15 protein-coding genes are annotated in these 20,229 nt (G+C 74.3%); 8 read left to right on the top strand and 7 right to left on the bottom strand.

Going from position 1 to position 20,229, the window contains the following annotated elements; all coding sequences use genetic code 11:
- Positions 1-35: 35 nt before the first annotated feature.
- Complete coding sequence (locus tag OHA72_RS55365) at positions 36-3,503, top strand: ATP-binding cassette domain-containing protein (RefSeq protein ID WP_327004149.1); 3,468 nt, start codon at positions 36-38, stop codon at positions 3,501-3,503.
- Between the two features lie 792 nt (positions 3,504-4,295).
- Positions 4,296-5,243, top strand: a complete 948-nt coding sequence (locus OHA72_RS55360) for a putative endonuclease domain-containing protein (protein ID WP_327004148.1) — start codon at positions 4,296-4,298, stop codon at positions 5,241-5,243.
- A 698-nt stretch (positions 5,244-5,941) separates the two neighbouring features.
- Here the strand turns inward: OHA72_RS55360 and OHA72_RS55355 are convergent.
- Together OHA72_RS55355 and OHA72_RS55350 are read right to left on the bottom strand one after the other, a co-directional pair.
- Positions 5,942-6,133 (bottom strand): hypothetical protein, encoded by a 192-nt coding sequence (locus tag OHA72_RS55355; RefSeq protein WP_327004147.1) that lies wholly within the window; start codon positions 6,131-6,133, stop codon positions 5,942-5,944.
- 23 nt (positions 6,134-6,156) lie between these two features.
- Complete coding sequence (locus OHA72_RS55350; RefSeq protein ID WP_327004146.1) at positions 6,157-7,794, bottom strand: diguanylate cyclase; 1,638 nt, start codon at positions 7,792-7,794, stop codon at positions 6,157-6,159.
- Positions 7,795-7,867: 73 nt separating this feature from the next.
- Here OHA72_RS55350 and OHA72_RS55345 point away from each other — a divergent pair, with 73 nt between their 5' ends.
- Together OHA72_RS55345 and OHA72_RS55340 are read left to right on the top strand one after the other, a co-directional pair.
- Positions 7,868-8,359 carry a hypothetical protein gene (locus tag OHA72_RS55345; RefSeq protein WP_327004144.1) on the top strand — a complete coding sequence of 164 codons (492 nt, stop codon included), beginning with the start codon at positions 7,868-7,870 and terminating at the stop codon, positions 8,357-8,359.
- Complete coding sequence (locus OHA72_RS55340; RefSeq protein ID WP_327004143.1) at positions 8,311-8,607, top strand: hypothetical protein; 297 nt, start codon at positions 8,311-8,313, stop codon at positions 8,605-8,607. The genes OHA72_RS55345 and OHA72_RS55340 overlap by 49 nt, the downstream gene beginning before the upstream one ends.
- Here OHA72_RS55340 and OHA72_RS55335 read toward each other — a convergent pair.
- Positions 8,576-8,935: a winged helix-turn-helix transcriptional regulator gene (locus tag OHA72_RS55335; protein WP_327011851.1), complete on the bottom strand. Its 360-nt coding sequence runs from the start codon at positions 8,933-8,935 to the stop codon at positions 8,576-8,578. The genes OHA72_RS55340 and OHA72_RS55335 overlap by 32 nt on opposite strands.
- Before the next feature lie 163 nt (positions 8,936-9,098).
- On the opposite strand from OHA72_RS55335, the gene OHA72_RS55330 reads away from it, so the two are divergent.
- Positions 9,099-9,983: an NADP-dependent oxidoreductase gene (locus tag OHA72_RS55330; RefSeq protein WP_327004142.1), complete on the top strand. Its 885-nt coding sequence runs from the start codon at positions 9,099-9,101 to the stop codon at positions 9,981-9,983.
- Here the strand turns inward: OHA72_RS55330 and OHA72_RS55325 are convergent.
- From OHA72_RS55325 to OHA72_RS55310, 4 genes are all read right to left on the bottom strand, one after another.
- The gene (locus tag OHA72_RS55325) at positions 9,954-12,128 is read right to left on the bottom strand and encodes a putative bifunctional diguanylate cyclase/phosphodiesterase (protein ID WP_327004141.1); all 2,175 of its coding nucleotides are present in this window, start codon (positions 12,126-12,128) and stop codon (positions 9,954-9,956) included. The two genes, OHA72_RS55330 and OHA72_RS55325, sit on opposite strands and share 30 nt — an antisense overlap.
- Before the next feature lie 41 nt (positions 12,129-12,169).
- Positions 12,170-12,496, bottom strand: coding sequence for a thioredoxin (gene trxA, locus OHA72_RS55320; protein ID WP_327004140.1), 327 nt, complete (start codon positions 12,494-12,496; stop codon positions 12,170-12,172).
- A 2-nt stretch (positions 12,497-12,498) separates the two neighbouring features.
- On the bottom strand, positions 12,499-12,837 hold the full coding sequence (locus OHA72_RS55315; RefSeq protein WP_203844090.1) for a MerR family transcriptional regulator: 339 nt from the start codon (positions 12,835-12,837) through the stop codon (positions 12,499-12,501).
- Between the two features lie 1,007 nt (positions 12,838-13,844).
- The gene (locus OHA72_RS55310; RefSeq protein ID WP_327004139.1) at positions 13,845-14,615 is read right to left on the bottom strand and encodes an SDR family NAD(P)-dependent oxidoreductase; all 771 of its coding nucleotides are present in this window, start codon (positions 14,613-14,615) and stop codon (positions 13,845-13,847) included.
- 26 nt (positions 14,616-14,641) lie between these two features.
- Here OHA72_RS55310 and OHA72_RS55305 point away from each other — a divergent pair, with 26 nt between their 5' ends.
- The 3 genes from OHA72_RS55305 (at position 14,642) to OHA72_RS55295 (ending at position 20,113) form a co-directional block, all read left to right on the top strand.
- Positions 14,642-15,316 (top strand): hypothetical protein, encoded by a 675-nt coding sequence (locus OHA72_RS55305; protein ID WP_327004138.1) that lies wholly within the window; start codon positions 14,642-14,644, stop codon positions 15,314-15,316.
- Between the two features lie 89 nt (positions 15,317-15,405).
- Positions 15,406-19,443: an ATP-binding protein gene (locus OHA72_RS55300; protein ID WP_327004137.1), complete on the top strand. Its 4,038-nt coding sequence runs from the start codon at positions 15,406-15,408 to the stop codon at positions 19,441-19,443.
- On the top strand, positions 19,382-20,113 hold the full coding sequence (locus OHA72_RS55295) for a hypothetical protein (RefSeq protein ID WP_327004136.1): 732 nt from the start codon (positions 19,382-19,384) through the stop codon (positions 20,111-20,113). The genes OHA72_RS55300 and OHA72_RS55295 overlap by 62 nt, the downstream gene beginning before the upstream one ends.
- Positions 20,114-20,229 lie beyond the last annotated feature (116 nt).

Genomic DNA, 20,229 nt, shown 5'->3' with positions numbered 1-20,229 from the left:
GAGAGGCCGCCACAACGATCCGGGGGGATCCCACCATGCGCCTGCTCCGTGACCTCTGGGCCACGTCGCCGCGCCGCACCGGTCTGGTGGTGTTCCTGGTCATCCTCGGCGCCGCCGGTCAGGCCGCCGCGGCCGGCGTGGCCGGATCGGTCCTGATACATCGATCATGGACGATGTTCGCGGTGCTCGCCGTGGCCCTCGTCGCCGCCGTGCTCACCGACCTGATCGTCGGACTCGTCATGGCCCGGCTCACCGCCGACTGGTCCGCCGACGTCCGCCGCCGGCTGTGCCGGGTCGCGTTCGGCCAGGACCTGCCGACGCTGGAGACGACACCCGTCGGCGAGCTGCTCGACCGCATCGACGGCGACGTGTACCAGGTCGCCTCCGAGGTGCGCGGCAGCGGCGTGCGGATCGCCCAGTCGCTCGCGTTCGGCGTCCTGTCGATCGCGACCACCATGTATGTCTGGTGGCCCGCCGGCATCGCGATGATCGTGCTCGTCGGCGGCCTCATCGTCGTGCTGCGCAAGCCGACAGCGAAGATCGGCACCGCCCGCATGGGCGAGGAGGAGGCCTGGTCCGACCTGGCCGCCGTGATGGAGGAGTCCATCCACGGCCAGGACGACGTGCGCACCAGCCTCGCCCGGCCCTACGTGCTGCGCCTGTACGCCCACCGCGCCAGCGTCGTGCTCGCCCGCGGCCGGCAGGTCTGGATCCGGTCCGGCGCGGTCACCGCCGTCGCCGCCGGGACCGTCCGTGCCGGCATCGCCGTCATCGTCGTCGCCGGGCTGTGGGCCATGGCCACCGACCGCATCGACGGCGCCAGGCTCACCGCCGTGTGGCTGCTCGCCCTCGGCTTCGGCGCCACCGTCGAGCACACCAGCCGGATGGTGCCGGAGCTGCAGTACGCGCTCGGCGCCTGGGGCCGCGTCCAGCTGCTGCGCGACTCGCCGCAGGAGCCCGCCGGCGGTCTCGCGCCGACCGGGGGCGACCTGATCGTGCGGGACCTCACGTTCCGCTACACCAGGGGCGACCAGGACGCCGGCCGCCGGGCCGCCCTGCGCGACGTCAACCTGACGTTCTCGCGCGGCAGGTCCTACGCGCTCGTCGGCCGCACCGGCTCCGGCAAGTCGACCCTGGCGAAGGTGCTGACCCGCGCCGTCGACCTGCCCCGCGGCACCGTCTTCCTCGGCGGCGTCGACCTGCTCGACCTGGACGTGGAGGCGCTGCGCCGGTGGATCGCCGTCGTGCCGCAGCGCACCGAGATCCTCGCCGGCACGCTCGCGGAGAACATCGCCCTGTTCGACCCCGTCCTGGTGCCGCGTGCCGCCTCCGCGCTGGAGTCGCTCGGCCTCTCGTCGTGGGTCGCCGAGCTGCCCGACGGCATGGAGACGAAACTCGGCGAGGGCGGCCACAAGCTGTCCGCCGGCCAGGAGCAGCTGGTGGCGTTCGCCCGCATCATGGTGCGCGACCCGCAGGTCGTGATCCTCGACGAGGCCACCGCGCGGCTCGACCCGGTCACCGAGCTGCAGGTGCAGCGGGCCACCGACCGGCTCCTCGTCGGCCGGATCGGCATCATCGTCGCGCACCGGCTGTCGTCGGTGCGCCGGTGCGACGAGGTCGTGGTCCTCGCCGACGGCGCCGTGGTCGAGGCCGGCCCGATGTCGTCCTCGGCCCGTTTCGCGTCGCTGCTGGCCGCCTCCACTGTCCGTACTGCGGCGCCGGTCGCGGCCGGCTCGTCGATCGCCGTGCTGGAGCCGGCGCCGCTTGTGGGCTCGCTCGTCTCGTCGATGACGGACAAAACGGACCCGCCGCCGCTGCCGAAGCTGCCCCGCGCCCGCACGCTGTGGAACATCTACAAGCTCGCCACCAACGACGCGCGGTACGGCCTCGTGTCCGTCGCCATGTTCGCCATGATGGTGTTCCTCGGCCTCGACGGCTCCGTGCTGCCGTGGCTGTGGGCCGACCTCGTCGACGGCACCGGCGGCACCCTGTGGCCCGCCGCCGGCATCGTCGCCGGGCTGCTGCTGCCGCTGCCCCTGCCGTACTACACCGGCAAGTGGTTCCCCGAGTGGTGGGTCCGGCAGCTGCTGCGCATCAGCCTGCGCCTCGTGCACGGCCAGACCGGCCCGCGCCGGGTCAGCAGCCACACCCCCGCCGAGGTCGTCGCCCAGGGCGGCGACACCGAACGCGTCGTCGTGCTCGCCGACAACCTCATCGACCAGTGGATCTGCGTCTTCGTCCTCATCTCGATGACGCTGGTCTCCGGCTCCCTGGTCCCGGCCGCGTTCATGGCCGCCACGATCGTCGTCTCGGGCCTCACCGCCACGCTGTTCGGCCCGGTGCTGAAACGCTCCGCGACGAAGACCGTCGCCGCCCGCGCCGCGTTCGCCACAGCCCTGGTCTCGTCGCTGTCCGCGTCCCGCACCGTCAAGCTCGCCGGCGCCACCCGCCCCGTCCTGGACCACCTCGCCCGCCTGGACGACGTCCGCAGCGCAAGACAGCGCTGGGAGATCTCCATGCAGGTCTGGGCCCGCTCCACACCCGCCATCGCCAGCGGCCTGCTGCCGATCGGCGCCTGGGCCATGTTCCTCGGCGGCGGCCTCTCCGCCGGCGCCACCCTCGTCGCCGTGTCGACCCTCGGCTCCGCCCGCTGGTTCGCGTGGACGACCGCGTCGCTGGTCTCGCAGCTGCCCTCGGCCCGCGTCTGGACCCGCCGCACCGTGGCGATGACCGGCGAGGCCGAGTACGCCGCCGCCGTCCCCGGCGTCGACCTCTCCTCCGGTGACGCGCCGGCCCCCGTCACCCCGCCCCGCCGCCCGCTGCGCCGCCTCGACCTCGCCGGCTTCACCGCCGTGCACGAGGACGGCACCGTCGCCGTGCGCGACCTCGACCTCACCGTCTCCCGCGGTGAGCTCGTCCTCGTCGTCGGCCCCGTCGGCTCCGGCAAGTCCTCCCTCCTGCGCGCCCTCGCCGGCATCGTCCACCACACCGGCGCCCTGCGCTGGAACGGCGAACCCGTCACCGAACCCGAGATGTTCCTGCGCCCCAACCAGATCGGCTACGTCGCCCAGCTCCCGCGCGTCCTGTCCGGCACCGTCGCCGACAACATCCGCCTCGGCCACGAGGTCGACGCCGACGACGCCGTCTCCACCGCCCAGCTCACCCACGACCTCGCCGCCGCCGGCGCCGGCCTCGGCCTGCTCATCGGTCACAAGGGCACCCGCCTGTCCGGCGGCCAGCTGCAGCGCCTCGCCCTGGCCCGCGCCCTCGCCCCGCGCACCGAGCTCCTCATCGCCGACGACGTCTCCTCGGCGCTGGACGTCACGACGGAGCTCGCCCTGTGGCGCGCCCTGCGAGACCACGGCGTCACCGTCATCGGCTCCACCTCGAAGCGCGCCGCCCTCACCCAGGCCGACCGCGTCGTCGTCCTCCTCGACGGCACCGCGGCCGCCCAGGGCACCTGGCACGAACTCGAGGACCGCTGGGGGCACCTGGCCGGCTGATCCCGCCCGGCCGCCTGCCGCCGGTCTGCCTGGACCGCCGCCGAGCGGCCCAGCGGGCGACCGGTGGCGTGGCGTCCGGCGGGCGTGCACCCGTCCCCGACCCGGTGATCGAAGTCGTTGGGTGGTCGTCGGGGTGGCCGTTCCTGTCCTTGGATCACGGTGGCGGGTGCGTCAATTCGGGCGCGCCGCCCTGCGACGCGACCGTCCCGCGCTGCGGTGCTCGGTGCGGTGCGGTGCGGTGCCCGGTGCGGTGCGGTGCGGTGCGGTGCGGTGCTTGGTGCTCGGTGCGGTGCTCGGAACGGTGCGCGGTGCGGTGCCCGGCGCTCCGGGTGCCGTTCCGCCGGTCCGTGATCGAAGTCGCTGGGTGGTCGTCGGGGTGGCCGTTCCTGTCCTTGGATCACGGTGTCGGGTCCGTCAGTTCGGGGCGGCTCCCTGCGACGCGACTATCCCGCGGTGCGGTGCTCGGTGCTCGGAACGGTGCCCGGCGATCTGGGTGCCGTTCCGCCGGTCCCGTGATCGAAGTCGCTGGGTGGTCGTCGGGGTGGCCGATCCCATCCTTGGATCACGGCACGGGTGCCTGCGGTGCCTGCGGTGCCCGCGGTGCCTGCGGTGCCCGCGGTGCCTGCCATGTCCCGTGCTCCCTGCCCGCACCCCCTTGCCGCTCCGTCCCGGTGATCGAAGTCGCTGGGTGGCTGTCGGGGTGGCCGGTGCTGTCCTTCGATCACGGGGTGGTTGTCCACAGGATGCGGTTCGGGGTTTCGGTCTGTGCGGGGGTGGGGCAGCGTCGTACGGATGGGGGACGGCGGGTTCGAGCGGCTCAGCAAGGCGCAACAGGGGCTCATGTCCCGCGCTCAGGTCACAGCGGCAGGAGTGACGCGGTCGCAGCTGCGCTGGCGGCTGCGCACCGGGCGTTGGATCGCCGTGCTGCCAGGGGTGTTCGCGACGTTCACCGGTGACCTGCGCCGCGAGCAGCAGATGATCGCGGCGCTGCTGTACGGGGGGCCCGACGCGCGCCTCACGGGTGCGGTGGCGCTGGCGGTGCACGGGTTTCGCAGCGTGCCGGTCGAGCACTGTGTCCGGATCGTCGTGCCGTGCAACCGGAGGGTGCCGTCGACCGGTTTCGTGCGCGTGCACCGCACGGCGCGGCCCGACCCGTTCGCACGGCTCGTCGGCACGCTCCGTGTCGCGTCGCCGGAGCGGGCGGTGGTCGAGGCGGCGCGGGCGGCGGTGGATCGGCGGCGGGTTCGTGCCTGGGTGGCCGAAGCGGTACAGGTAGGGCACTGCACGGTTGAGGACCTGCTCCGCGAGCTGCGGGCAGCGCCGCGGGCCGGGACCGCGGCGCTGCGGCGGGCGATCGACGAGGTGGTGACCGGCGTCAGATCGGTGGCCGAGGGCGACGCGCGGGCGCTGCTCGCCGGGTCTGAAGTGCTGCCGGCGCTGCTGTGGAACCCTCGGCTGACCGGCCCGGCCGGCGCTGCCCTGCCGACGCCGGACGGGTGGATCGCCGAGGTGGACCTGGCGGTCGAGGTCGACTCGCGGGCGTACCACCTGTCGCCGGAGGACTGGGAGCGCACCATGCGACGGCACCGGCAGCTCGCCGAGGCGGGTGCGCTGGTGCTGCACTTCTCGCCGCTGCAGATCCAGGAAGAGCCGACGGCGTTCGTGGGCTCGGTCGAGCGCGCGTACCTGACCCGGCTCGCCGCCGCACATCGCAGCCGCATCCACGCCGCCCCGCGGTGACCCGCCCGTGATCGAAGGACGGGGATGGTCGTCCGGGCGGCCCGCTGGCGACTTCGATCATCAACCCGCGCAACGATGGGGTGCGGGGTGGCGGGCACGCCGCGCGGCGGGGTGTGATCGAAGGACGGGGATGGTCGTCCAGGTGGCCCGCTGGCGACTTCGATCATCAACCCGCGCAACGATGGGGTGCGGGGTGGCGGGCACGCCGCGCGGCGGGGTGTGATCGAAGGACGGGGATGGTCGTCCGGGCGGCCCGCTGGCGACTTCGATCATCAACCCGCGCAACGATGGGGTGCGGGGTGGCGGGCACGCCGCGCGGCGGGGTGTGATCGAAGGACGGGGATGGTCGTCCGGGCGGCCCGCTGGCGACTTCGATCACCCGACCGGGACGGCGCCGACCGGGACGGCGCCGACCGGGACGGCGGCGGCGCGGTGGGCGCGGCCCGCGGTGGGCGCGGCCCGCGGGAAGCGCGGCCCGCGGGAAGCGCGGCCCGCGGTGGGCGCGGCCCGCGGTGGGCGCGGCCCGCGGTGGGCGCGGCCCGCGGTGGGCGCGGGCGGCGGGGAGCGCGGGCGGCGGGGAGCGCGGGCCGCGATGTGCGCCGAGCGGTCGGGGCGCTATGTCAGCGGGCAGCCCGGCGCCGCCTGTCGCTGATCGAAGGATGGGAACGGGCACCCCGGCGACCAGGACTCGACTTCGATCACGGCGGCGGGGCGGTACGGAGGGCCGGGCCACGCCATACCGGCGGAGCCAGCAGCGGTCGTGGCAGCGGCGGTGCGGCGGCGGTTGGAAGAGGGTCGCGGAGTCCGCCCGGGTGGGCACCGACGAACATGACCCGGCCGCCGTGGTACAGCAGGACCGTCGCGGTGAGCGGGATGTCGGTCAGTCCCAAGGATCGACGGCCGATGCGCCGGGCTACAAGGCGACCTGCAGGGCGACGCGGCCGGCGCGGGTCTTCTTCGCCGCGTACATGGCGGCGTCGGCGCGGGCGATGAGCGTGTCGGCGTCGAGCATGCCGGGGCAGGCCCAGCTGACGCCGATGCTCGCCCGCGGCAGGATTCGCACGGTGCCCGCGTCGGTGTCGAAGTGCAGGGCGGCGGTGTCGGCGGCGAGGGCGGTGGCGAGGGTCTCCGCGATGCGGTGGGCCTGGGCCCGGCCGGCGACGTCGCGGCAGACGACGACGAACTCGTCGCCGCCGAAGCGGCCGACCACGTCGCCATCGCGGACGGCGCCGCGCAGCAGAGAGCCGACGTGGGTGAGGAGGCGGTCGCCGGCGGCGTGGCCGTGGCGGTCGTTGACGGCCTTGAACTCGTTGAGGTCGACGAAGACGATGGCGACGCCGCGGTTCGTGGCCGGCACGGCCAGGGCCTCGTCGAGGATGGTGAGGGTCGCGGCGCGGCTGCGGCAGCCGGTGAGCGCGTCGTAGGTGGCCTGCCGGTGCAGTTCCTCGCGCATCCGGACCGCGTCGGTGACGTCGGTGAGGCAGATGATGGCGCCGGTGATCTGGCCGTCGGGGGCGGCGAGGGCGCGGACCTTCGCGTCGACGCGGCGCAGGCCGGTGGTCGGGTGGCGGAAGCCGTATTCGAGGTCGACGTCGACGCCGTCGCGCAGGACCCCGTCGAGGGCGTCGGTCACGGTGGGAAGGTCGCCGGGGATGACACCGGCGGCGAGGACGGCGGCGCTGAGGATCTCGCCTTCCTGGATGCCGATGGTACTGGCGACGCGCGCGTTGCGGTACACGATGCGGCGGTCGGCGTCGATCTGCACGATGCTCATCGGCAGGGCCTCGGTGAGCCGGCGCAGCAGCTGCTCGCTGGCGCGCAGCGCCTCCGCGGCGGCCATCTCGTCGGTGATGTCGAGCATCTCGCCCAGGACGTGCGGATGGTCCGGCACGCCGAGGAAGCTGTGGTTGGTGATCTCGAACCAGATGGCGCGCCCGTCGCGGTGCAGGTGCCGCAGCCGGACCCGGCGGGCCTCCCCGGACGGCACGGTGAGCAGGTCCATCCAGCTGGAGATGGCCCGCTGGTGGTCGTCGGGGTGGACGAGCTCGATGGCGCGGCGGCCGACGAGCTCCTCGGCGGTCCAGCCGAGCAGCCGCACGATGCCGGGGTCGGCGTCGGTGATGACGGCCGTCTGGTCCTTGCGGACGGTGACGAGCCGCGGCCGCACCGCGTCGATGCCGAGTGCGTCGGGCTGGGCCTCGAGTCCGGTGATGCAGCAGGTGTACAGGCCGAAGCGGTGCGTCGTGTCGATGAGGTGCATGCGGGCGGTCGCCCCGGGCGCGGCCTTCGGGTGGAACAGGCAGCTTGCGGCGCCCTCGGTGAGGGCCCGGTGCCAGGTGTCGACGACGACGGCGTGGTCGTCGCCGATCACGAGCCCGAGCGCCGAGGTCGGCCCGTCCAGGGGGCGCATGCCGGTGCGCCGCAGCTCCTCCGGCAGGGGCGCGAACAGGCCCTGGATGGTGACGGCGCTGACGAACGCGTCGGGGTGCTCCGCCTGCAGGGTGGCGAGCACCGCGTCGCGCGCGTCGGTGTCCATCGTCGATCCGGCCATGCCTGCGTCATCGGCCGGTCAGTAGTGCGCTGAAGACCTTCCCGTGTGACATCGCCGATGCTATGAACGCTGCATGCTGCCCGGTGGCATGATGCCCGTCACCCAGCTCGTCGCTATGATCCGCAGTTCCCCGCCGAAGGGGGCGGCGGGCCTGCTGATGTCCATGCCCGCCGACCGGCTGCCGTTGCTCGCGGCGCAGCTGCGCCCGGCGGACCTGGCGAGGCTGGTGCCGGCGCTCGGCGCCCCGGCGCGGCGCGACCTGGTCGCCGCGGTCACCGACGAGCGGCTGCCGGCGCTGGTCGCCGCGCACGCGGTGGCGCTCGTCCCGGCGTTGCCGACCGCCCGGCTCGGCGCGGTCGTCGCGGTCATGCCGGACGAGGCGCTCGCGGCGCTGCTGGACGCCCTGCCGGCCGAGGAGCGGCGGCGGGTCACGAGCGTCACCGACCCGCGGCGCGAGCGCGGGTGCGCGGCCTGCAGTACCGCACCCAGCTGTGCGACGCGCTGGGCAGGGCGAACGTGCGGATCGCCGCGGCCCCGGAGCTGCCCGCCGGCACCTGGTCGGTGACCGGGCTACGGTGGCGGATCGCGGTCGCGGCGGGCTTCGGCGACGACGGCAGCCACGCAGTGCGCGACGCGGAGGACGCCGCCTACCGGCTCCGGGCGGACGGTGCCCTGGCGGTCATCGACGGCCCGGCGGCCGCCGGGGTGCTCGCCTACTGCCGCTCCAGCGGCCGGCCCGTCGACGTGGTGACCTGGGCCGACACCCGCCACGACGGCCATCTCACGCGTGCCCTGGTCGGCCTGTTCCAGTGAGCTCGTAGGCGTCGCGGGCGGCCATGATGTGCTCGATGTTGGTCTCCGCCCACGCCTTCAGCGCGCCGAGGACCGGGGCGAGGGACCTGCCGAGCGGGGTCAGCTCGTAGTCGACGCGGACCGGGACGGCGACGGTGACAGTGCGCTTGACCAGGCCGTCGCGCTCCAGGGTGCGCAGGGTCTGGGTGAGCATCTTCTGGCTGACGCCGGCGATGCGCCGCCGCAGCTCGCTGTGCCTGCGCGGGCCGTCGGCGAGCGCGTTGACCAGCAGGCCGGCCCACTTGTCGGCGATCGTCTCGAAGACCTCGCGGGTCGGGCAGGCGGCCATGTACGCGTCGTAGAGGACCTTCGCCTCGGCGCGCTGCTGCTCGGCGGTCTTCGGCACGACGTTCCTCCCGGCTCCCCAGGGCACTTTTAGGTGCCTGGTTTCCCACGGTACCTGTCTCAGTAAGGCTGTTTCCCGTCAGATCCATCGAACAGTGAGGGAAGTCATGCGAGTGGTCGAGGTACAGCGGTACGGCGGGACCGACACGCTGCGGGTCGCGGACCGGCCGGAACCGGAACCCGCCGGCGGCCGGGTGCGGGTGCGGGTCGCCGCCGTCACGGTCAACCCGGTCGACACGGCGACGCGGGCCGGGTACCTGGCTGCGGCGGCGCCGGACGTGACCGCCCCGTTCGTTCCCGGGTGGGACTTCGCCGGGGTCACCGACGACGGACAGGCGGTCGCCGGGTTCGTGCCGTGGTTCGAGCAGGGCGGCACCGTCGGCTCGTACGCATCGGTGCTGCTCGCCGACCCGGCGTGGTTCGCGCCGGTGCCGGTGCCCGATGACCGGCCCGCCGACCTGGCGACCGCGTCGACGGTGCCGTTGAACGCGGTCACCGCGGCGCACGCGCTGCGCCTCGCAGGGCTCGCCGCCGGCCAGACGCTGCTGGTGACCGGCGCGAGCGGCGGCGTCGGCGGGTTCGCGGTGCAGCTGGCGGTCGCCGCCGGCGTCGACGTGACCGCGGTCGCTTCCACCGGCGACGAGGCGTACGTGGCGGGGCTCGGCGCGAAGGCGGTGCTGTCGCGGTCCGACACGCCGCCGCCGGGGTCGTTCGACGGGGTGCTCGACGCGGCGTCGGTGCCGGGCGCGATCGCCGCGGTCCGCGACGGCGGCGCGTTCGTGGCGGTGATCGACCCGGCGACGCCGGCTCCGGAGCGGGGCGTGCGGGTCGCCACCGTGCACGTGACCCCGGACCGGGAGCTGCTCACGCGGCTGCTCGGCGCGGGGCTGATCACCCGGGTCGCCGGCACCCTGCCCTTGAGGGAGGCGGCGGAGGCGCACCGGCGGCTGGAGGCCGGTGGCCTACGCGGCAAGCTGGTGCTGACTGTCTGAGATCGCGAGATCCGGCGCGGGCCGGCCGAAGTGGTACCCCTGGACGTAGCGGTAGCCCAGCCGGTACAGCTCCTCGGCCTGCGCCGCGGTCTCCACACCCTCCGCGATCGCGGTCAGCTCCAGGTGGTTGCTCACGTCGATCAGGGCCCGGGCGATGACGGCCTGCCGGCTGGGGGTACCGACGTGATCGATGAACGACTTGTCCACCTTGAGAATGTCGACCGGCGCGGTCTGCAGCAGGCCGAGCGACGAGTGCCCGGTGCCGAAGTCGTCCAGGGCGATGCGCACCCCGAGGGCCCGCACCGCGCGCAGCGTGTCCAGCGCGGTGTCACTGTCGAAGACCGCGGTCTCGGTGACCTCGACGACCAGGCACCGCGGCGGCAGGCCCGTCACGGCGAGCACCGCGGCGACGGTACCGGCGAAGTCCGGCTCCGACAGCTGCCGGGCCGAGACGTTGACGCTCACCCGCTGCGGGGCCCGCGCGCCCAGGGTGGCCCGCCAGTGCGCCATCCGGGCGCACGACTCGCGCAGGGTCCAGGCGCCGAGCTCGACGATCAGCCCGTTGTGCTCGGCGACCGGGATGAAGTCGACGGGGTTGACCGTGCCGCGCAACGGATGCCGCCAGCGCACGAGTGCCTCCACCGCGACCGTGTCGCCGGACGGCAGCGCCACGATCGGCTGGTACACCATGAAGAACTGCGACTCGTCCAGGCCGGTCCGGATGTCGGCACCGAGCTCGGCGTGCTCCGTGGCGCGGAGGTCCAGGCCGGGCTCGTAGCGCAGCTGCCGCCCGCCGGTGACCTTCGCCGCGTACATCGCGACGTCGGCGCGCCGCAGCGGCTCGAACGCCTCGGTGGTGCCCTGGCAGTCCGCGACGCCGATGCTGGCCCGCACCAGCAGCCGGTGCGATCCGGCCACGAACGGCAGGTCGAGCGCGTCGGCGAACACGGTCACGTCGCCGGACGGCACCAGCAGCGCGAACTCGTCGCCGCCGAGCCGGGCCACGGTGTCGCCCGGGCTGGCCACGGATCGCAGCCGCTCGGCGACGGCCACGAGGAGCCGGTCGCCGACGCCGTGCCCGAGCCGGTCGTTGATGGCCTTGAAGTCGTCGAGGTCGATCAGCGCCACCGTCGTCGTCGAGCCCAGCGCCGCACGGATGCGCAGCTCCAGCTCCCGCCGGTTGGCCAGCCCGGTCAGGTCGTCACGCATGGCGAGCTGCCGGACCTGCCGGACGAGGCCGGCCATGCGTACCCCGACGAGCAGGAACAACACCACGGCGCAGGCGCCGACCGGCAGCCAGTCGATGTCCTCGGGCCGGGTGACGCCCTGCACCAGGAGCACCCCGGGTGCCAGCAGCGACGAGCTCGCCAGGGTCAGCAGCCGCACCCAGCCGGACCGCAGCCCCTCCTCGCCCGTGTCCGGCTTGCGCGCCGGCCGTTTCGAGGACGGGTGCAGCGCGGCCGCGGCCCACAGCACGTAGGACAGCAGCCAGCCCGCGTCGAAGAACCCGCCGTCATAGGAGGTGTACGCGGTGAACACCGAGTACGCGACGTCGGCGCAGGTGAGCACGGCGAACGAGGCGGCGAGCAGCCGGATGCCGGTGTCGCGCACGGCACCGGAGACGAACAACCGGGCGAGCATCGCCAGCAGCAGCACGTCGAACGCCGGGTACGCGAGCGCCACGACCCGCGCACCGACGCCGACGCTGCCGTCGTGCGCGATCGGCTGCATCACGAACGTCCACAGCACCAGCCCGACCCCGGTCGCCACGATCGAGGCGTCCAGGACCGCGGCGCGGCTGCGTCCTGCCCGCTCCCGCACGAGCGCGAAGACCCCGGCGACGAGCAGCGGGTACGCGATCAGGTACAGCGCGTCCGCCACCGACGGAAACGGATCCTGGTGCAGTCCGTGCACGTAATAGCTGTAGACGCCGTCACCGCTCGCCCACAGCCCGGTACCGGCCGCGAACAGCAACCACGGCAGCCTGCCGCGGGCCACGGCCAGCATCACCAGCGCGGCGGAGGCCCCGAGCCCGTCATAGACCAGCCCCGCGGCGAGGGACCCGTTGGGCAGCGTGAAGTAGCCGGCGGTCGCCAGCAGGCCGGCGACCGTCCACCACATCCACAACCGCTCTGTTCCCCGCACCTGTGCACCATCGGCGGCCGCGGGTCCGGCATGAGGGTGCTTCAGCTCACGCTTGTCAGTGCCCCGTCGATCTGCGCCCGCAGCTGCGACCGCGGCCGCGCCCCCACCACCTGCGACACCAGCTCCCCGTTGCGGAACAGGCTGAGCGTCGGCATCGACATCACCCCGTACGCCCGTACCGTCTCCGGATTCGCATCCGAATCGATCTTCACAATCCTCGCCCGCCCCGCATACTCCACGGCAAGCTCGTCCAGCACCGGCGACAGCCGATGACACGGCGGGCACCACTCGGCCCAGAAGTCCACCAGCACCGGCAGCTCACTGCCCAGCACCTCCTCGGCGAACGTGGCATCGGTGACGTTCTGCATGCTCAGCCCAGCTCCTTCACGATCGTGGCGCGGATGCGCCGCAGCCGCACGATGTAGTCGTCGATCTCGGCAAGCCTGCGCGTCAGCACCTCGACCGAGGCCGGGCACTCCGCGCCGGAGCTGTGCCCCTCACGGATGCACTCCACGAACGGCCGGGTGTCCTCGAGGTTGAACCCGATCTCCAGCAGCGCACGGATCTCCCGCACCAGCCGCAGGTCCTCCTCGTCGTAGTCCCGGTACCCGTTGGAGCTCCGCCGGGCGCTGAGCAACCCCTGCTGCTCGTAGTAGCGCAACGCACGGGCACTCGTCCCCGCCTGCTCCGCCAGCTCACCGATCCGCATACGACAAACCGTAAACCTTGACAGTGACGTCAACGCCAGCCTCGATCCGCCCCGCGTGATCGAAGTCGCCGGGCGGCCGCCGGGGCAGCCATTCCCGTCCTTGGATCACGAGTGGTAGGCGCGGGATGTCCGGCGGTGCGCCCCTCCCGCATCCCGAACCCCACCACGACAGGCACTCCTCACCCAGCCCGCGCGACCCAGCCCACGCGCCGATCCGTGATCGAAGTCGCCGGGTGGCTGTTGGGGCGGCCGTTGCTGTCCTTGGATCACCGGCGTTGGCCGTGGAACGCCGGTGCGGCGCGCCGGTGTCGTTGGCGGCCGCGCCCGTGCTTTCGGCGTCGTTCACCCGTTGGTTCGTGATCGAAGTCGCCGGGTGGCTGTTGGGGCGGCCGTTGCTGTCCTTCGATCACCGGCGTTGGCCGCGGAACGCCAGCGTTGGCCGTGGAACGCCGGTGCGGCGCGCCGGTGTCGTTGGCGGCGCGCCTGTGCTTTCGGCGTCATTCACCCGTTGGTTCGTGATCGAAGTCGCCGGGTGGTCGTCGGGACGGCCGTTCGCGTCTTCGATCACCGGCGTTGGCCGCGGAACGCCAGCGTTGGTCGTGGAACGCTGGTGCGCGCCCCAGTGCCGTTGGCGGCCGCGCCCGTGCTTTCGGCGTCGTTCACCCATTGGTTCGTGATCGAAGTCGCCGGGCGGCTGTTGGGGCAGCCGTTGCTGTCCTTGGATCACCGGCGTTGGCCGCGGAAGTCCCGGTGCGGCGCCCAGTGTCGTTGGCGCCGCCGCCGCGCCTGTGTTTCGGCGTCGTTCACCTGTTGGTTTGTGATCGAAGTCGCCGGGTGGTCGTGGGGACGGCCGTTCGCGTCCTTCGATCACGAACAGATGAGATCGAGGGCGAGGGCGCCACCGAGGCGTGTCCGGTTTGCCTCCCGAAGCGTGGTCGCCGACCTGATTCGCGGAGCCTCTCGCGCCGGGGTCTTCCAGATGCAGCGCGAAGGCCGCCGCGGAAACATCAGCGCGCGGTCCAGCCGCCGTCGATGAGGAGGGTTTCGCCGGTGATGAGGGAGGCGGCGGGGGAGACCAGGAACAGCACGGCGCCCGAGACCTCGACCGGCTCGCCGATGCGGTGCAGGGCGGCGATCCGCTCGACCACGTCGCGGCGGTGTGAAGGGTCGGCGAGGTACTCCTCGGTGCCGGGGGTGTGGATGAACGTCGGGGCCACCGCGTTCACCGTGATGCCGTGCCCGCCCCACTCGACGGCGAGGCAGCGGGTCAGGTGCGCGATCGCGGCCTTCGTCATGCAGTAGACCGCCTCGCCGGGCAGCGCGACGGCGCCGGCCTGTGAGCCGATGTTGACGATGCGGCCGTAGCCCTGCCGGATCATGACCCGGCCGGCGGCCTGGCTGGCGAAGAAGGTGCCCTTCAGGTTGACCGCGAGGGTCCGGTCGAAGTCGTCCTCGACCACGTCCTCGGCGAGGTTCTCCGGGGCGATGCCGGCGTTGTTGACCAGGATGTCCAGGCGGCCGAAGTGGGTCACGGCCGCGTCGACGGCGGCGCGGACCTGCGCGACGTCGGTGACGTCCATCTGCAGCGGCAGGACGCGGCGGCCCAGCGCCGTGACCTCGGCGGCCAGTCCCGCGTCGGCGTCCACGTCGCGCAGCCCGAGCGCGACGTCGGCGCCCGCGTGTGCGAGGGTGAGGGCGATCGCGCGGCCGAGGCCCCGCGCGGCCCCGGTCACCAGGGCCACCTGCCCCGGCACGTCGAAGCGCGGAAAGGCGTCCATACGGGCAGCGTACGTGAAAGGGCACCATGATCATTCCGGCGCGGTTCAACGGTCCACCCGGCTCCGGCAACGGCGGCTACACGGCGGGGCTGATCGCGACACAGATGAGCGGCGCGGTTGAGGTGACGTTGCGGCGGCCGCCGCCGCTGGACACGCCGCTCACCGTCAGCACGCCCGTCGGGGATGAGACCGGCGGCACGGTGCAGGTGCACGACGGTGAGGCGCTGGTCGCGTCCGCCCGCGTCGACACCGGGGACCGGCCCGACGCCGTGCCGGCGGTGTCGTTCGCGGCAGCGGTCGAGGCGTCCGAGCGCTACCCGGGGTTCACCGCCCACCCGTTCCCGACCTGCTTCGTGTGCGGCCCTGAGCGCACCGACGGCCTGGCGCTGTTCCCCGGCCCGCTGCCGGACGGGCGCACGGCCACCCCCTGGCGCGTCCCGCGGGACGTGTCGCCGGTGCTGCTGTGGGCGGCGCTGGACTGCCCCGGTGGCTGGTCGGTGCTCACCCAGGGCCGCCCGTACGTGCTGGGCCGCATCACCACCCGCATCGACGCGGTACCCGAGCCGGGGACGCAATGCGTGATCACCGGCCGGCACGTCGCGTCGGAGGGGCGCAAGGCGACGGTGCTCTCGACGCTGTACGGGCCGGGCGGCGACGTGCTTGCCCTGGCCAAGGCGACCTGGATCGCCGTCGAGCGCTGAGAGCCGTTCGGCGGACGACGTGGGGCCGGGGATCACCTAGATTCATGGCGCGCCGGGAAGTCGGCGGCCGGCCATGAAAGGGACGTGCGGTGCCGAACCAGCTGGTCGTCGGCGTGCTCGGTGAGGTCTCCGCCATTCGTGACGGCGTGCCGCTGGACCTGGGCGGGCGGCGGCAGCGGGCGGTGCTCGGGATGCTGGTCCTCGCCCGCGGTGACACGGTCGCGGCCGACCGTCTGATCGACGCGCTGTGGGGTGAGCGGCCACCGCCGGCCGCGGTCGCGGCGTTGCAGTCGTACGTGTCGCACCTGCGCCGCCGGCTCGAGCCGGGCCGGGACGCCCGCTCCCGGGCGTCGGTGATCGCCAGCCAGGGCAGGGGGTACGCGCTGCTGCTGCGCGGCGACGCCGTCGACGCCTGGCACTTCGAGCGCCTGGTGCGCGACGCGGGCGGCGAGCCGTCGGCGGAGGACCTGCAGCGGGCCCTGGACCTGTGGCGCGGGCCCGCCTACGCGGAGTACGCCGACGAACCCTGGGCCCAGGCGGAGACCGCCCGCCTGACCGAGCTGCGCGAGGTCGCCCGGGAGCAGCTCGCCGCGGCCCGGCTCGCGAGAGGCGAGGCGGCGGTGACGGTCGCCGAGCTGGAGTCGCTCGTCGCGGCGGCGCCGCTGCGGGAGGAGCGGTGGCGGCTGCTGATCCTCGCGCTGTACCGCTCGCACCGGCAGGCCGACGCCCTCGCCGCGCTGCGCCGGGCCAGGCAGCTGCTCGCCGACGAACTGGGCATCGATCCGGGGCCGGCGCTGCGCGCCCTGGAGGCGGAGGTGCACGCTCAGGCCGACTCGCTGGACGTACGACCCACGGAAACCGTGGTCAAACCGCAGAACACGAGCGGCGAGGACCTCGTCGACCGGGACCGGGAACTCGCCGACCTCGACCAGGCCCTGGCCGACGCCCTGCGCGGCGACGCGCGGCTGCTGCTCGTCCAGGGGCCCGCCGGCATCGGCAAGACCAGGCTGCTCACCGAGGCCCGCCGCCGAGGGTCGGCGCGCGGGGCGCAGGTTTTCACCGCACGCGGCAGCCGCCTGGAGAAGGAGTACGGGTTCGGCGCGATCCGGCAGCTGTTCGAGGCCGCCGCGACCCCGGGCGTGCTCGACGGGGCCGCCGCCTCCGCCGCGACCGTGTTCGACGTGGCCGGCACCGCGCAGCGCGAGGACAGCGGCCTCGCCGTCATGCACGGGCTGTACCGGCTGACCGTCAACCTCGCCGCCGCCGCGCCGCTGGTCCTGGCCGTCGATGACCTGCAGTGGTGCGACAGCGGGTCGCTGCGGTTCCTCGCGTACCTGGTGCGGCGGGTCGAGGGGCTGCCCGTGCTCATCGTCGCGACGCTGCGGACCGGCGAACCGCACGACGACGCGGCGATCCTGGAGGAGCTGACCGCCGACCCGATCACCGTGCCGGTGCGCCCGGGGCCGCTCAGCGCGCAGGGCGCGGCGAGCGTCGTGCGCGGCCGGCTCGGTGCGGCCGCCGACAGCTTCGTCGACGCCTGCCACCGCAGCACGACCGGCAACCCGCTGCTGCTGCGCCAGCTGCTGCAGGCGCTGCACAGCGAGCGGGTCCCGCCGGACGCCGCGCACGCCGGGACGGTGACCGCGATCGGCTCGCGGGCCGTGTCGGGGCTGGTGCTGATGCGGCTGGGCCGGCTGTCCCCGGCGTGTGCCGCGGTGGCGAAGGCGATCGCGGTCCTGGGCAACGGGGCGGCGCTGCCGACGGTCGCGGTCCTCGCCGGCGTGCCGGAGGACGAGGCCGCCGTCGCGGTGGCGACCCTCGCGCGCGCCGAGGTGCTGCGCGACGAGTACCCGCTCGGGTTCGTGCACCCGCTGGTCGCCGACGCCGTCTACTCCGACCTGGCGCCAGGGCAGCGGCAGCTGCGGCACGACCGGGCCGCGCGGGTCCTCGCCGCCGCCGGTGCCGCCCTGGAACAGGTCGCGGCGCACCTGTCGCAGGTGCCGCCGCGCGGTGACGCCTGGGTCGTCGGCGTGCTGCGCACCGCGGCCGCCCGGGCCCGCGACCGCGCGGCGCCGGACGCGGCGGTCGCCTCGCTCACCCGTGCGCTGCAGGAGCCGCCGGACGCCGACGCCCTGCCGGAGGTGCTGCTGGAGCTGGGGCAGGCCGAGGCGATCAGCAACGCGCCGGCGGCGATGGCGCATCTGCGGCAAGCCTATGACGCGATCACGGATCCGGGTGTACGAGCCGACCTCGCCCTCACCCTCGGCCGCACGCTCGTGTTTGTCGGCGCGCCCGGATCCGCGACCCGGTTCGCCCGCGAGGCCGGCGCGGCGCTGCCCGGGGATCCGCCGTACGCCGATGACCGGCAGGCGCTGCTGGCCACCGAACGCATCAGCGGCTACCTGCACGACCTCGACCCCGCGGTGTGGCGGCGCCGCCCCGAGCCGGCGATAGAGGGCACCGGCCGCGGCGCCCGGATGCTCGCCGTGGCCCTCGCGTGGGAGGCCGTCATGGACGGCACCGACCGGGCCGGGGCCGTGCGGCTGGCCCGCTTCGGCGTCGCCGACGGCGACCTGCTCTCCGCCGACACCGGCATGCTGTGGGTCATCGCCGGGCAGGTCCTCGACCTGTGCGACGAGGACTCGACCGGGCTGTGGGACGCCGGCCTGGCCCAGGCGCACCAGCGCGGCGACCTGTTCACCGCGCTCGGCATGCACCTGTGGCGCGGCTACGTGCAGTGGGGCCGCGGCGACCTGCGGGAGGCGTCGCAGGCCCTGGCCGCCGGCAACGAACTGTCGTTCGTGTGGGGCGCCGGCGGGATCGCGTCCGGCTACGGCGAGGCGTTCCAGCTCGGGCTGCTGCTGGACCGTGGCGACCTGCGCGCCTGCCGCGCCTACCTGGAGCAGGTGCGGTCGCACCCGCGCATCACCGAGGGCGCCCGCATGTTCGGCGAGGCCCACGCCCGGCTCCTCGTCGCCGAGGGCCGCCACGCGGAGGCCCTCGACGTCCTGGACGGCGTCGCACCGATCATGGCGGGGGTGGCGAACCCCGCTTGGCGGCCGTGGCGTTCGGCCCGGGCGCGTGCGTTGGCGGGGCAGGGTCGTACCAGTGCCGCACTTGAGCTTGTCGAGGCGGAACTGGAGCTCGCCGAGGCGTGGGGAGCGCCCCGTGTCATCGGCCGGACCCTGCGGCTGCGCGGCGAACTGCTCGGCGGGGACGGGGCCGCCGACCTGCGCGCCGCGGTCGACCTGCTCGGACGGGGCAACGCCCGGGTCGAGCACGCCCGCGCGCTGGTGTCCTCGCCCGGGTCTGCGCCGAGCCGGAGGCGGTCGCGGCGCTGCGGCAGGCCGCCGCCCTCGCCGCGGCCGGCGGCGCCGACGGGGTCCACCGCGACGCCGTTGCCGCGCTCGCCGCCCTCGGGCAGCCGGCGCCGGCCCGCCCACCGGCGACCGAGACCCTGTCGGCGACCGAACGGCAGATCCTGGACCGGCACCTCGCCGGCGTCGGTGAACGCGACATCGCGGAGGCGCTGCTGCTCACCCCGCGCTCGGTCCGCGCCGCGCTCGACACGATGCGCGTGGCTGGGACGTTCGAATCAGGCGGGACCTGACCCGGGCTCCTGGGGCCGCGCGGCCACGGCCACGTCCAAGTCGTGTCCGTCCCGCCCACCCGGATCCGCGTCGGCCGGCGTTGCGTCAGGCATCCAGCTGCCGGGCCGGGTGCCTGACGTCCCACGGGGTCGGGACCTTCGGCCCTGCGGACCGGCGCCACCCCTGCCGATGCTGATTGCGGTTGGACACGGCGGACGTTGGAGGCGACCCGATGCAACTCGAGGACACGGTACTGGCGCACGAGAAGTGGTTCCTGCGGGACCCTTCGGCGTACACGCCGGACTGGTCGTTCGCGACCCGGCCGGTGACCCTCGCGGTGCTCGCGCTCGTCGTCGCGGTGACCGTCGCGTGGCGGGCGGTCGCCCGGCGCGTCGGCACCCCGGAGCTGACGATCCTGCGGCCGATCGGGCGGATCACGCCGTACCTGCCGCGGCTGCTGGCCATCCACCTCGGCGTGAGCCTGCTCGCCCTCGCGGCCCGCGGGTACTTCCTCGCCGCCGACCTCGAACTGCGTGAGCTGCCGGCGTCCGCGCTGCTCGGCGTCGTCGAGGGCGCGCTGGGCGTCTGGTTCATCACCGGCTTCCGGCTGCGGGCCGCCGCGCTGCTGCTTGTCGTCGTCGGCCCCGTCGCGCTCGCCGCCACCGGGCCGGTCAGCCTCCTGGAGGCCGCGGACCTGCTCGGCATCGCCGGGTTCCTCGCGTTCCTGCCGCCGTCCGGCGACCGGCACGGCGCGGTCACCGCCGACCCGCGGGCCCTGCGCCGGGCGTTGCTCGCGCTGCGGGTCGGCGTCGCCACCGCCCTGGTCACGCTCGCCTTCTCCGAGAAGCTGGCGAACCCGGCGATGGCCCGCGCCACGCTGGAGCACTACCCGCAGCTGGACGTCTTCGCCTACCTGGGCCTGCACGTGCCCGCCGACACGTTCATCCTCGTCGCAGGCGCCACCGAGCTGCTCTTCGGCCTGCTGGTGCTGTCCGGCGCGATGCCGCAGCTGGCGATGCTGGTGGCCGCGGTGCCGTTCAACGCGACGCTGCTCATCTTCGGCGCCCCCGAGCTGCTCGGCCACCTGCCTGTGTACGGGGTGTTCCTGACCCTGCTCGCCTACGGCTCGGATGCGCGCACCGCCGAGGACGTGCGGTGGCTGCCGCGCCTGCGCCGCACCCGCGTCCAGGTGCCCGCGACCGCCTGACCGGCCGCGTGCACGCCCGTGTCCCGCCCGGCGGGGGCCGAAGGTCCCGCCGGTGCGGGCCGGTCCGCACTGCCCGCCACCCATGCCGGGGAGCCACGGTGGGGAAGTCACCAGCC

It is taken from the genome of Dactylosporangium sp. NBC_01737, assembly GCF_035963215.1.
Lineage (GTDB): Bacteria > Actinomycetota > Actinomycetes > Mycobacteriales > Micromonosporaceae > Dactylosporangium.
The sequence above is the reverse complement of the archived record's forward strand: the minus strand, read 5'-3'. Positions and strand labels throughout refer to the sequence as shown.

Bases quoted from the DNA above. Each gene is read 5' to 3' on its own strand.
- OHA72_RS55315 (WP_203844090.1), bottom strand. From the start codon at position 12,837: ATGCGGATCGGTGAGCTGGCGGAGCAGGCGGGGACGAGTGCCCGTGCG.
- OHA72_RS55345 (WP_327004144.1), top strand. From the start codon at position 7,868: ATGCTGCCCGGTGGCATGATGCCCGTCACCCAGCTCGTCGCTATGATC.
- trxA (WP_327004140.1), bottom strand. From the start codon at position 12,496: ATGCAGAACGTCACCGATGCCACGTTCGCCGAGGAGGTGCTGGGCAGT.
- OHA72_RS55350 (WP_327004146.1), bottom strand. From the start codon at position 7,794: ATGGCCGGATCGACGATGGACACCGACGCGCGCGACGCGGTGCTCGCC.
- OHA72_RS55365 (WP_327004149.1), top strand. From the start codon at position 36: ATGCGCCTGCTCCGTGACCTCTGGGCCACGTCGCCGCGCCGCACCGGT.
- OHA72_RS55305 (WP_327004138.1), top strand. From the start codon at position 14,642: ATGATCATTCCGGCGCGGTTCAACGGTCCACCCGGCTCCGGCAACGGC.
- OHA72_RS55335 (WP_327011851.1), bottom strand. From the start codon at position 8,935: ATGGCCGCCTGCCCGACCCGCGAGGTCTTCGAGACGATCGCCGACAAG.
- OHA72_RS55330 (WP_327004142.1), top strand. From the start codon at position 9,099: ATGCGAGTGGTCGAGGTACAGCGGTACGGCGGGACCGACACGCTGCGG.
- OHA72_RS55360 (WP_327004148.1), top strand. From the start codon at position 4,296: ATGGGGGACGGCGGGTTCGAGCGGCTCAGCAAGGCGCAACAGGGGCTC.
- OHA72_RS55310 (WP_327004139.1), bottom strand. From the start codon at position 14,615: ATGGACGCCTTTCCGCGCTTCGACGTGCCGGGGCAGGTGGCCCTGGTG.